Consider the following 11,267-nt stretch of genomic DNA (forward strand, 5'->3'; position numbering starts at 1 on the left):
TCGGTCAGCGAGCGGGCGTGTCGCCTTCGCCCTCCGCTGAGGTCGTGCCGTCGGCTGTCGATTCGTTCGCTCCGGGTGCAGCGGCACCGCCCTCGGCCCGCGCCGCTTCTTCGGCGTCCAGCTCGTCACGCACCTCTTCGCGGTACCGGACCCGGCGGATGCGACGGTTCATGTCCCAGATCAGCAGGATCACCGCGATCACGACCACGACGATCGCGGCGAAGCCGACGAACCCCGGGGTGACCGACACCGGATCGACGGTCATGCTCGGCGTCGGCATCGGGGTCTCGGACAGAGAGAACATGAATCGGCCTTTCGTACGCAGGTCGCATAACCTGGTAACACCAGCCTAACGACCGGAAGACCCACCTGTGACGACCGCACAAGAGCTCGACGAACGCTATGGCCGAACCCGACGACGCCGGACGCCGTGGATCATCGGTGGCGTGATCGCGCTGTTGATCGTGGGCGCGTTCAGCTGGATGACCGTCGCCCAGTCGATGGCGTCCGTCGACGCGGACGACCTGGGCTTCGAACTCGTCGACGAGCACTCCGTGAACATCAGCTTCCAGGTGACCGGCGTGCAGGGCAAGGATGTCGTGTGCGCCGTGGAGGCCCTCGACGAGGAGTTCGGCGTAGTGGGTTGGAAGATCGTCGAGATCGAGGCCGGAGACAGCCACTCCCAGGCCCGCTCCGTCACCATTCCGACCGTCTCGGCAGCCACCACAGGTTTGGTGAACGCCTGCTGGGTCGCTTAGACTCGTGCCAGACAAGACGACGCCCCGGCACCGTGCCGGGGCGTCTTGGCATATCCCCCGCAGCATGCCGGAGGGATCCCGAAAGAAGGAGCTTCGTCATGTCCACCGATGCTCAGGTTCCCTTCCTCACGCAGGAAGCGTATGACCGGCTCGTCGCCGAGCTGGAGCACCTGTCCACCTTCGGCCGCGACGAGATCGCCAAGCGCATCGAGGCGGCCCGCGAAGAGGGCGATCTCAAGGAGAACGGCGGATACCACGCCGCCAAGGACGAGCAGGGCAAGCAGGAGGCGCGCATCCGCACTCTCGAAGGCCTGCTGAAGACCGCCAAGGTCGGCGAGGCTCCTGCCAGCCGCGGGATCGTCGAGCCCGGCACCGTGGTCACCGCCCTCGTCGCGGGCGGTGAAGAGGTCTTCCTCCTCGGCAGCCGTGAGATCGCGGCCGGCAGCGACCTCGACGTGTACAGCGAAGCCAGCCCCCTCGGTCAGGCCATCCTCGGCCTGAAGGTCGGCGAGAAGTCCTCCTACGAGGCTCCCAACGGGCGATCGATCAGCGTCGAGATCGTGAACGTCGAGACCTACACGGGCTGAGCATCCCGTCAGAAGCGCCCCCGCATCCTGTCGGACGCGGGGGCGCTTCTGCGTGATCGATCGGTGTGCTCAATCGGGGACGAGGATGGGCTCGAAGCCGGCGCGGCGCAGCGTGTCGAGCGTGTGCTCCGAGTGCTCAGGTCCACGCGTCTCGACGCTGAGCTCGAGGATGACCTCGCTGATCTGGAGGCCGTGGCCGTGGCGGGTATGCATCGCCTCGATCACGTTCGCACCGGCCTCGGCGATGAGCTCCGACACGCGGGCCAGCTGGCCGGGACGGTCGGGCAGAGGGATGCGGATCGTGAGATAGCGACCGGAGGCGGCGAGTCCGTGGGAGACCACGCGCTGCAGCAGGAGCGGATCGATGTTCCCGCCCGACAACACGGCCATCGTGGTCCCGGTGGCCGACACCTTGCCGGCCAGGATCGCCGCCACACCGGCCGCACCGGCGGGCTCCACCACGACCTTCGACTGCTCGAGCAGGATGAGAATGGCCCTCGCCAGGTCATCGTCGGAGACGGTGACGACCTCGTCGACGAGCTCTTTGATGATGTCGAAGGGGACCGCGCCCGGTCGAGCGACCAGGATGCCGTCAGCGATGGTCGGTCGCGTCACGATGTCGACGGGCTCTCCGGCCTCGAGCGAGGGCGGGACCGCGGCCGCGTTCTCGGCCTGCACGCCGATGATGCGGACCGTGCGCCCGAGCTCGGCGGCGCGTGCCTTCACCGCCGCGGCGACGCCGGCGATGAGACCTCCCCCGCCGATGCCGAGCACGACGGTGTCGACGTCGGGTGCATCTTCGAGAAGCTCGAGACCGAGCGTTCCCTGCCCGATCACCACGTCGCGGTGGTCGAACGGGTGGATCAGCACCGCCCCCGTGCGCTCCGAGAACTCGGCGGCGAGACGCAGGGATGTCGCCACCGTCTCGCCCTCCAGCACGACCTCCGCTCCGTAGCCACGCGTGGCGAGCAGCTTCGGCACGGGAACGCCCAACGGCATGAAGATGGTGGCGGGGATGCCGAGCTCCTGCGCGGCGAGCGCCACTCCCTGCGCATGGTTTCCCGCGGACGCCGCGACCACGCCGCGCGAGCGCTCCTCGGCGCTCAGCTTCGACAGCCGGTACGCCGCCCCGCGGATCTTGAACGACCCGGTGCGCTGGAGATTCTCCATCTTCAGCAGGACGGGGGCTCCGAGGATGTCGGAGAGGGCTCGCGAGGGCAGCGTCGGCGTGTGCGAGATCACCTCAGCCAGACTCTGAGCGGCGTGCTCGAACTCGGTCAGGCTGGGGACTGCGCTCATCGATTCCTCCGTCTCCGCTCGCGCGGAACTGTGCTCCAGATAAGGTCTCCGCTCGGCCCGACGCCGGTGCGCCAGGAGCCCGAGCTGATGGTCACCGCGGCGACGTTGACGAAGGCCGCCAGCGGCACAGCGAAGAGGGCGCCGGGGATGCCGGCGATCATCGCGCCACCCGCCACTACGAGGACGACGGCGAGCGGGTGCACCTTGACCGCAGAACCCATCATGATCGGCTGCAGGATATGCCCCTCGATCTGCTGGACGGCGAGGACCACCACGAGCATCCAGAGCGCGATCCACGGACCGTTGTACACGAGCGCGAGGAACACGGCGACGGCGCCGGTCACCACCGCACCCACGATCGGGATGAACGAGCCGAGGAAGACGAGCACGGCGACCGGGAGCGCGAGGGGCACCTGGAGGAGGAACGCCCCGAGGCCGATGCCGATCGCGTCGATGGTGGCCACGAAGAGCTGGGTGCGCGCGTAGTTCACGATCGTGGTCCAGCCGTTGCGCGCGGCACCATCGACGGCCGGGCGGGCGCGACGCGGGAAGATCTTGAGGGTCCAGCGCCAGATCCCCGCACCATCGGCCAGCAGGCAGATGAGGATGAACAGCGCGAGCAGGGCGCCCGTGGCGACGTGACCGACCGTCGTGCCGATGGCGAGCGCGCCCGTCCAGAGGACCTGCGCCTGCTCGCTGATGAGATCCAGACCCTGCTGGAGGTAGTCGGCGATCTGCGTGTCCGAGAGGTTCAGCGGACCGTCGTGCAGCCACACCTGGAACTGATCGAACGCTTCGGTCGAGCGCGCCTGCACGTCGGGAAGCTGAGCCCGCACCTGCCAGACGACGAGCCACATCAATCCGGTGACGATGGCGGCCGTGCCGATCAGCGAGAGCGCGATCGCCAGCCAGCGCGGAAGACCACGTCGCAGCATCCACGAGAACGCCGGCCACAGCAACGCCGTGATGAGGATGCCCACCATCAGCGGGATGACGAGGAGCTTGAGCAGCATCACCAGCCAGATGAAGACGCCGATCGCGGCGGCGATCAGGAGCAGCCGCCAGGCATATCCCGCCGTTATCCGCAGGGGCAGGGGCACCGCCTCGTCGGCCTCGGTCGTCACGGTGCGGTCGGTGGAGACCGGGCGCGGACGGAACAGATCTCGCAGCCGGGGTCGCTGGTCCTCGCTCATCGCCCAAGTCTACGGTCATGCCGTATGCCGTCGGACGCATCCCTTCTCCGGGGGGTGGCATGTCGGCGGCCGGAGATACCCTGGCCGTGTGACCGACACCCTCAGCTCCACCCAGGCACGCCGCATCGCTCTGGCTGCTCAGGGCTTCACACGCACCCGCCCCGCATCGGTCACGGGGCGGCACGTGCACCGGGTCATGGACCGGCTCGGGGTGCTCCAGATCGATTCGGTCAACGTGTTCGCCCGGTCCCACTACCTGCCGTTGTTCTCGCGACTCGGCGCGTATGAACCCGCTCTCCTCGACCGCGTCTTCCTCTCCCGCACGACCCACTACGTGGAGTACCTCGCGCACGAGGCGACCTTCATCCCGATCCAGGACTGGCCGCTGTGGCGGTTCCGCATGGAGGACTTCCGTCGGCGGTGGGCCGGCGAGGACTCCTGGATGAGCAGCAACGCGCGCACGGTGCAGTGGGTGCAGGACGAGTTGCGCGCGCGTGGGCCGCTGCGGCCGGCCGACCTCCGCGCCGATGCACCCCGAGAGCGGGGAACGTGGTGGGACTGGGACGATGTGAAGCTCGCCCTCGAGCACCTGTGGCGTGTCGGCGACGTCGCGATCAGCGGGCGCCGCGGTTTCGAGCGCACGTATGCGCTGGCCGAGCATGTGATCCCCGACGGCATCCGCTCGGAGGAGGTCTCCCGCGCCGATGCGATTCTCGAGCTGACGCGTCGCGCGGCCCGTTCGAGCGGTGTCGCGACGCAGTCCGACCTCGCAGACTACTACCGGATCCGCGACCGGGCGGCCGTCGCCCGCTCGATCGCCGACCTCGCCGATGCGGGCGAGTTGCAGCCGGTGCAGGTGCGCGGCTGGGAACGTGGCGGGCGTCCGCTCGCGGCCTGGCGGCATCGTGACGCGGTGCTTCCCCGGGGAATCGATGCGGCCGCGATCCTGACCCCGTTCGACCCCGTCGTGTGGTTCCGCGATCGAGCACTCCGCGCGTTCGAACTCGACTACCGCATCGAGATCTATGTGCCGGCGGAGAAGCGTCGGTACGGCTATTACTCCTTGCCCGTCCTCGTCGGCGACCGCATCGTGGCGCGGGTCGACCTCAAGGCCGACCGCGCGACGTCGACGCTGCAGGTCCAGTCCGCCTGGTGGGAACCGCAGGCGCGCCCCGGCGATGCGGAACCGATCGCGGCAGAGCTCGCCCTCGCGGCGGGGTGGCAGGGTCTGGAGAACGTCTCGGTCTCCGGCTGGGGCGACGCCACCGATGCCCTGCATGCAGCGCTGGCGAACAGCCGTGCCGTGGGCCGTCATCTGCATGCGCGGGAGAGCCGGACGTGAGAAAGGCGCGCTGGTGGCTCATCGGCGGTGCCGCGGGACTCGTCCTGGCCGCCGCGGGCCTGTGGATCTGGCAGTCGACAGCCCACTCGTCCACTCCCGAGGAGGCGGCACTCGACTACCTGCACGCCCTGGAATCCGGCGACCCCGATGCTGTGGCAGCCACCGGGATGAAGGTCTCGAGGACCGCCCTTGACGCGTTCGACGCCGCGACCTCACTGATCGAGGATGCCAAGGTCACGCGCGTCCGTGAAGACGCCGACGGAGCATCCGCCGTCGTCGACATCTCCTTCCGCCTCGACGGCGCGTCGCAGGAGGCGCAACTGAGCCTCGGCGTCGTGGAGGACCGTTGGATCGTCGACTCCGCGGGTCTGGGCAGCCTGACCATTGAATCGAGCATCGGCTCCGACGTGGCGATCGGCGACGCGACCATTCCGGCAGGGAAGGGTATTCCGCTGCTGCCTGCGACCTACACCGTGGCTGTCGCGCCGACGACGCTGCTCGACGGCGAGAGCTCGGTGTCGGTGCTGCCCGGCGCGAAGACCACGGCGACGGTCGATGTCGCCGTGCGCCCGGAAGCGACTGCTGCCGCACAGGACAGTCTCGACGAGCTCCTCGAGACCTGTACCGCCCCAGCCACCACGGAGGCGGAGGGCTGCGGAATCCGAATCCCCTGGGGGACGGAGTTCCGCGATGTGACCGGCATCCGCTATCGGATCGACGAGTCACCGACCATCGCGCTGTCCCCAGCCGGTTTCACAGCGGAGGGTGGAGTTCTCGTGGCCACCGTCACCGGGACCGGCCAGAACGGCGAACCTCGCACCACCACGTATCGCACCGACTCCTGGAGCCTGCGCGGCGATGTCTCATTCACCGCCGACGGTCTCGTGCTCTCACCGTGGTGAGAGGGGTCTGGTCAGGCGGAGGTCATCAGAACTGCACGCGCGGTGGCTCGGAGATGGCGCTGCTGTCGGCGACCTCGAAGAACTCCCGCTCGGAGAAGCCCAAGCCCTTCGCGAACAGGTTGTTCGGGAACACCTTGATCTTGGTGTTGAGCTCGCGCACACCGCCGTTGTAGAAACGGCGTGCGGCCTGGATCTTGTCCTCGGTGTCGACCAGTGCCTGCTGCACCTGGAGGAAGTTCGTGCTCGCCTGCAGCTGCGGGTACGCCTCGGCGACCGCGAACAGGCTGCGCAGAGCCTGTTGCAGGTGTCCCTCGGCGATGCCCGCTTCCCCGGGGCCTCCCGCCGACAGGGTCTCGGCACGCGCACGAGTCACGTTCTCGAAGACGGCCTTCTCATGGGAGGCATATCCCTTGACCGTCTCGATCAGGTTGGGGATGAGGTCGGCTCGTCGCTTCAGCTGCACCGTGATTCCGCTCCACGCCTCATCGACGCGGACGTTCAGCTGCACCAGCGAGTTGTACGTGGCCCACAGATAGATGCCGACGAGCAGGATCACTCCGACAACGATCAGTACCGGCACGAGCCATTCCATCAGAGGCCCACCCTTCCTCGTGTTTCTCTCATCCTAGACGCGCAGCCTGCACGTGGACTGGGCATGCCCGGCGACAACCGCAGACCGATCAGCTGCCGAGGACCCGTTCAAGATAGCGGTTGGCGAATCGACGTTCGGGGTCGAGGCGATCGCGCAGCGTGACGAAATCGTCGAACCGCGGGTACCGCTCCCGGAGCGTCTCCGCGGTCAGCGTGTGGAGCTTGCCCCAGTGCGGGCGTCCCCCGTATTCGTGCATGATCTCTTCGACGGCACCGAAGTACTCCGTGGGGTCGGCTCGCCAGTACCGGTGCACGGCGATGTAGGCGCTGGCACGCCCATGGGCCGTCGACAGCCAGCGGTCGTCGGCGGCCGCGAACCGCACCTCGATCGGGAACTCGATCCGCCACCCTCGTCGGTCGATGAGCGCCCGGACCGCCTGGAAGGCGGCCACGGCGTTCTCGGCGGGGATCGCGTACTCCATCTCGCGGAATCTCACGGTCCTGCTCTGGATGAGCACCCGGTGCGACAGCTCGGTGTATTCGCGATCGCCCGTGAGCTTGACGGCGAGCCGGCTGAAGGGTGGAGTGATCGCGGGGATGACCTGGCCCGCCGCGCACACCACGCGATACACGCCGTTCGAGAGCAGCGTCTCATCGATCCATCGCCCGACCGCCGGTAGCGGCTTGCGGACCGTCGCCTCCGGCATGCGCGTCTGGCGCTTGGTCAGGGCCACATCGGTGTGGGGGAACCAGTAGAACTCGAAGTGATCGGCGGCAGCGACGCGCTCGTCGAGGCTGGCCAGCACCTCGTCCAGGGCCACCGGCTCGTCGGTCGCGTGCATGACGAACGCGGGCACGCACTGGAGAGTCACCTCGACGACGATGCCGAGCGCGCCGAGGCCCAACGCCACGGCGGGCAGGAGCTCATTCTCGTGCTCCTCGTCGATGCGGAGGAACTCGCCGGCCGCCGTGACCATCGTGACACCGACCACCTGGGTCGCGAGGCCGCCGTATCCGGCTCCCGTTCCGTGCGTGCCCGTCGAAATCGCACCGGCGATCGACTGCCGATCGATGTCGCCGAGGTTCTCCATCGCGAGCCCGTAGGGCGCGAGCAGAGCCGGGATGCGGTGCAGCCGAGTGCCGGCGAGCAACGTCACGCGCCCGGTGGCGGCGTCCGCGGAGACGAGGCCCTGCAGGTCGTCGAGCTCGAGCAGGACGCCCGGGGCCACCGCGATGCCCGTGAAGCTGTGACCGGCGCCGACGGCTTTCACCGGCAGCCCGTGCTTGACTGCGGCGATCACCGCGCGCTGCACGCCCTCCGGGCTGCGCGGACGCTCCACACGCACGGGTCGGACCGAGGCCGAGCGGCCCCAGTTCTGCCAGGTGCCGCCGATTCTCGTCACAGGAAGGCCTTTCCCTCGCCGCGGTAGGTCGGCAGCTCGTCGATGATCTCGTCGCCCGAGACCAGGTGGTAACTCTCGATGCGCTCGGCCGGTTCGCCGCTCTTGGCATGGCGGAACCAGACCCGGTCCCCCACACCCAGCGACGTGGCCGTCGGACCCTGGAGCGGTGTCTGCACTTCTCCGGCCGCTTCCCGGGAGAGCGTGTGGAGCCCTTCCGGCCATACGGGACGCGGCTGACGGGACGCGACTGCGGGGCCGGAGGCGATCCAGCCTCCGCCGAGCACGGTGGCGATGTCGACGGCCGGGCGCCGCACCACGTCGAACGCGAACGCCGAGGCTGGGGCCGGTCGGAACGAACGGTACCCGTCGAACAGATGGCCGCCCAGGAGCCCGCTCCCCGCACTCGCCTCGGTGAGGGACTCATCGCTTCCGGTGAACTCGAGCGATCCGGTGCCACCGCCGTTGAGGATCTCCAGCGGAGCGATCGCGCCGACGGCGGAGACGATGGCTGCCCGGCGTTCCCGCAGCTCATTGCGCGAGCGGGCCTGCACCATCCGGATCAACGGCGCATCGGGGCCGGCGTCGTCGCCCTGGCCCGCGATCTGCGCGTCGTACATCTGCAGTCCGACGAGTCGGAATCCTGGCCGCGCGACCACCTTGCGAGCGAATGCCGCCACCTCTCCGGCGCTGAAGAGCGCCGAACGACGCACGCCGATGTGGCCGAGGAGCGACGAGCGCCAGGAGGCGTCGACGTCGATCGCGACGCGGAGTTCGGGGCGCGACCCCGGGCCGGCGACGCTGTCGATCAGATCGAGATGCACGAGGTCGTCGACCATCAGGGTGATGCGCTGCGCGGCCTGCTCGTCGGCGAACAGCCGTTCCAGTCCTCCGCGATCCACGGTCGGGTAGCCGAGCACGATGTCGTCGTGCGTCTCGGCGAGCCAGAGCGCTTCCTCCAGCGTGAAGGCGAGGATGCCGTGGAACCCGGGCAGCGCGAGCACGGCATCGAGCACGGATCGCACGCGCACCGACTTTGAGGCGACACGGATCGGCAGCCCGCCGGCGCGCACCAGAAGGTCCATGGCGTTGTAGCGGAGCGCCTCCCGGTCGATCACCGCGACCGGGGCGGGGAGATGCCCGGTCACGGCGGACAGGCGCGGCCAGTAGCGGGCCGGGTCCTCCCACTCGGGGGCGACCGCGGGCGCACCATGGACGGGGCTCAGTTCGTCGATGAGGTCGAGCACTCCCCCACCCTAAGGCCTCATCGGACTCGGGATCACCCCCTGCGGCACCGCGTCGCATGCGGGCACGGCGATAGGCTGGCGGCGAGGCCCCCGTAGCCCAATGGCAGAGGCAGGCGACTTAAAATCGCTTCAGTCTGGGTTCGAGTCCCAGCGGGGGCACACCGGGGTTCCGCCCCCGCCCTCTCAGTCTTCGACGTCGATGGCTCGCTTCTTCTCGCCCGAGGCCTCACGGATCCTCCGCACGATCAGGACGACGAGTGCGATCGCGATCGCCGAGTACACGACGTAGTCGAGATAGCCGAGATACTGCTCCAACTGCTCGTGCTGCGTGCCCAGCGCTGCGCCGACGCCCAGCAGGAGTGTGTTCCAGAGGCCGCTGCCGATGACCGTGTAGATGCTGAACGTCACGAGGTTCATGCGGGATGCGCCCGCCGGGATCGAGATGAGGCTGCGGACGCCGGGGACCATCCGCCCGACCAGCACGGTCCAACCGCCGCTGCGCACGAACCAGTCCCCTCCCCGCTCGAGGTCGGACCGGCTCACCAGCCGAGTGGCCGCCAGCATGCGCACGGCCCGATCCATGCCGATCGCGGCACCGAGTCCGTACAGCAGCAAAGCGCCCAGCAGGGACGCGAGGGTGCTCCAGAAGATCAACCACCCCAGGTTCAGGGCGCCGCTCTGGCTGAGGTACCCCGCGAACGGCAGGATGACCTCGCTCGGGATGGGGGGCACCAGGACTTCGAGGAAGACCAGCACACCCACCCCGACATCCCCGAGTGCGGTGAGGACGTCGGCCGCGAATCCGGTGAGCCCGGTGAAGCCATGATCGGCGGCAGCAGTGAGGACCATCCGCGATCAGCGCCCGAAGATGTCGCCGATACCGGGGATGCCGAGATTGCCGAGTTGCTCGCCCCACCCGCTCGCCGCATCGCCCAGACCCGACACGGTCTCGCCGGCCGAGCCCAGGAGCTCACCGGCACCTCCCGTGAGCGACTCGACGTCGATGCCGGCGGCCAGGGACTCGATGTCGATGCCCTCCGCCATAGCGCCGAAGTCGACGCCGCTGTTCGCGGCCTGCTCCAACAGGGGCCCCGCCACGGTGCTGAGGACGGCCCCGCCCGCCACCACGCCGAGCAATCCGACGGCCGCGCCGCCAGCCGCGACCGCCGCACCACCAGCCGCGCCACCGATACCGGCTCCACGTGCTCGCGACAGCAGTCCGCGCATCCGGCCCGGCTTCATGGCCTCAGCACGTCCGGCGGCGCGGGCGAGGTCGTCCGCCGACGAGGACCGCGGTCGCTCACCGGGTTCGAGCTCCTGCCTCATCCGGGCCTCGACCTGCGCGCGCTGGTCAGGTGTGAGGCGGGCGAACGCCTCGCGGTGGATCTGTTCGACACGCTGCGGATCCGCCGTCTGGAGGAGGTAGTCGTAGCGGGCGATGGCCGCTCGGTCGGCGTCGGTCACGGCGTGTGAGCCCCGCGCGGTTCCGGGAGGAGGCGGCGCGTACGGGTCTGCAGCAGATGGTGCCGTGTGCGCGGGACGCGGTCGTCCACCGGACGCGGCCGGCGGCGCGTACGGGTCGGCCGACGAAGGCCTGTCCTGGCCTGACGACCGTGCGGGGTCGGCAGGACCGCGGACCGCGTCGACTGCTCCACGGAGCATGCCTCCCCAGTCCGTCGACCGGGACCCGTCCTGCGAGCGCGATCGGTCGCCCGCGTGAGGGTCGCGCCCCGTGCCGGCGTTCTTCTCGAGTGCTTCGGATGCCATTCCGATCAGTCGGGAGAGCTTTCCCATGAGTGGTCCCTTTCGTGGTGCGGACCACCGCGGATCCACGACGCCGGGACGACGGCAGGGTTCTCTCGGCAGCCCGCGATGCGGGTGCCAAGGTCTCCTCCACCCTCACGGGCCGGCGGGCCGGAGCACGATCTCGTGCTCGTAATGACGACGT

General features: G+C 69.1%; 12 protein-coding genes and 1 tRNA gene. 5 read left to right on the forward strand and 8 right to left on the reverse strand.

Going from position 1 to position 11,267, the window contains the following annotated elements:
- Positions 1-4: 4 nt before the first annotated feature.
- Positions 5-304 carry a hypothetical protein gene (locus ABDC25_RS11995; RefSeq protein ID WP_021199543.1) on the reverse strand — a complete coding sequence of 100 codons (300 nt, stop codon included), beginning with the start codon at positions 302-304 and terminating at the stop codon, positions 5-7.
- Between the two features lie 67 nt (positions 305-371).
- On the opposite strand from ABDC25_RS11995, the gene ABDC25_RS12000 reads away from it, so the two are divergent.
- Positions 372-758 (forward strand): DUF4307 domain-containing protein, encoded by a 387-nt coding sequence (locus ABDC25_RS12000; protein ID WP_021199542.1) that lies wholly within the window; start codon positions 372-374, stop codon positions 756-758.
- A gap of 98 nt (positions 759-856) precedes the next feature.
- Positions 857-1,345: a transcription elongation factor GreA gene (greA, locus tag ABDC25_RS12005; RefSeq protein ID WP_021199541.1), complete on the forward strand. Its 489-nt coding sequence runs from the start codon at positions 857-859 to the stop codon at positions 1,343-1,345.
- A gap of 69 nt (positions 1,346-1,414) precedes the next feature.
- On the opposite strand, the gene ilvA is transcribed toward greA, so the two are convergent.
- Together ilvA and ABDC25_RS12015 are read right to left on the reverse strand one after the other, a co-directional pair.
- Positions 1,415-2,644 carry a threonine ammonia-lyase gene (ilvA, locus tag ABDC25_RS12010; RefSeq protein ID WP_029266649.1) on the reverse strand — a complete coding sequence of 410 codons (1,230 nt, stop codon included), beginning with the start codon at positions 2,642-2,644 and terminating at the stop codon, positions 1,415-1,417.
- The gene (locus ABDC25_RS12015) at positions 2,641-3,837 is read right to left on the reverse strand and encodes an AI-2E family transporter (protein WP_021199539.1); all 1,197 of its coding nucleotides are present in this window, start codon (positions 3,835-3,837) and stop codon (positions 2,641-2,643) included. The genes ilvA and ABDC25_RS12015 overlap by 4 nt, the downstream gene beginning before the upstream one ends.
- 88 nt (positions 3,838-3,925) lie before the next feature.
- Here ABDC25_RS12015 and ABDC25_RS12020 point away from each other — a divergent pair, with 88 nt between their 5' ends.
- Together ABDC25_RS12020 and ABDC25_RS12025 are read left to right on the forward strand one after the other, a co-directional pair.
- A complete protein-coding gene (locus ABDC25_RS12020) occupies positions 3,926-5,179 on the forward strand; it encodes a crosslink repair DNA glycosylase YcaQ family protein (RefSeq protein ID WP_167254595.1) in 1,254 nt (417 codons plus the stop codon).
- The gene (locus tag ABDC25_RS12025) at positions 5,176-6,081 is read left to right on the forward strand and encodes a hypothetical protein (RefSeq protein ID WP_347123053.1); all 906 of its coding nucleotides are present in this window, start codon (positions 5,176-5,178) and stop codon (positions 6,079-6,081) included. Before ABDC25_RS12020 ends, ABDC25_RS12025 begins: the two co-directional genes overlap by 4 nt.
- Positions 6,082-6,106: 25 nt before the next feature.
- On the opposite strand, the gene ABDC25_RS12030 is transcribed toward ABDC25_RS12025, so the two are convergent.
- The 3 genes from ABDC25_RS12030 to ABDC25_RS12040 form a co-directional block, all read right to left on the reverse strand.
- Positions 6,107-6,673: a LemA family protein gene (locus tag ABDC25_RS12030; protein ID WP_021199536.1), complete on the reverse strand. Its 567-nt coding sequence runs from the start codon at positions 6,671-6,673 to the stop codon at positions 6,107-6,109.
- An 88-nt stretch (positions 6,674-6,761) separates the two neighbouring features.
- Complete coding sequence (locus ABDC25_RS12035) at positions 6,762-8,075, reverse strand: D-arabinono-1,4-lactone oxidase (RefSeq protein WP_347123054.1); 1,314 nt, start codon at positions 8,073-8,075, stop codon at positions 6,762-6,764.
- A complete protein-coding gene (locus ABDC25_RS12040; RefSeq protein ID WP_347123055.1) occupies positions 8,072-9,319 on the reverse strand; it encodes an amino acid deaminase/aldolase in 1,248 nt (415 codons plus the stop codon). The genes ABDC25_RS12035 and ABDC25_RS12040 overlap by 4 nt, the downstream gene beginning before the upstream one ends.
- Positions 9,320-9,405: 86 nt before the next feature.
- Between ABDC25_RS12040 and ABDC25_RS12045 the strand changes: the two genes are divergently transcribed.
- Positions 9,406-9,478 (forward strand) — tRNA-Leu (locus tag ABDC25_RS12045).
- Positions 9,479-9,502: 24 nt separating this feature from the next.
- Here ABDC25_RS12045 and ABDC25_RS12050 read toward each other — a convergent pair.
- Positions 9,503-10,168: a DedA family protein gene (locus tag ABDC25_RS12050; protein WP_347123056.1), complete on the reverse strand. Its 666-nt coding sequence runs from the start codon at positions 10,166-10,168 to the stop codon at positions 9,503-9,505.
- A 6-nt stretch (positions 10,169-10,174) separates the two neighbouring features.
- Positions 10,175-11,113, reverse strand: a complete 939-nt coding sequence (locus tag ABDC25_RS12055; protein ID WP_347123057.1) for a cation-transporting ATPase — start codon at positions 11,111-11,113, stop codon at positions 10,175-10,177.
- Between the last annotated feature and the right edge of the window lie 154 nt (positions 11,114-11,267).

Origin of the sequence: Microbacterium sp. SY138, assembly GCF_039729145.1 — a bacterium.
GTDB classification, from domain to species: Bacteria; Actinomycetota; Actinomycetes; order Actinomycetales; family Microbacteriaceae; genus Microbacterium; species Microbacterium maritypicum_A.

Coding starts and splice junctions, on each gene's coding strand:
- ABDC25_RS12030 (WP_021199536.1), bottom strand. CDS start 6,673: ATGGAATGGCTCGTGCCGGTACTGATCGTTGTCGGAGTGATCCTGCTC.
- ilvA (WP_029266649.1), bottom strand. CDS start 2,644: ATGAGCGCAGTCCCCAGCCTGACCGAGTTCGAGCACGCCGCTCAGAGT.
- ABDC25_RS12015 (WP_021199539.1), bottom strand. CDS start 3,837: ATGAGCGAGGACCAGCGACCCCGGCTGCGAGATCTGTTCCGTCCGCGC.
- ABDC25_RS11995 (WP_021199543.1), bottom strand. CDS start 304: ATGTTCTCTCTGTCCGAGACCCCGATGCCGACGCCGAGCATGACCGTC.
- greA (WP_021199541.1), top strand. CDS start 857: ATGTCCACCGATGCTCAGGTTCCCTTCCTCACGCAGGAAGCGTATGAC.
- ABDC25_RS12050 (WP_347123056.1), bottom strand. CDS start 10,168: ATGGTCCTCACTGCTGCCGCCGATCATGGCTTCACCGGGCTCACCGGA.
- ABDC25_RS12055 (WP_347123057.1), bottom strand. CDS start 11,113: ATGGGAAAGCTCTCCCGACTGATCGGAATGGCATCCGAAGCACTCGAG.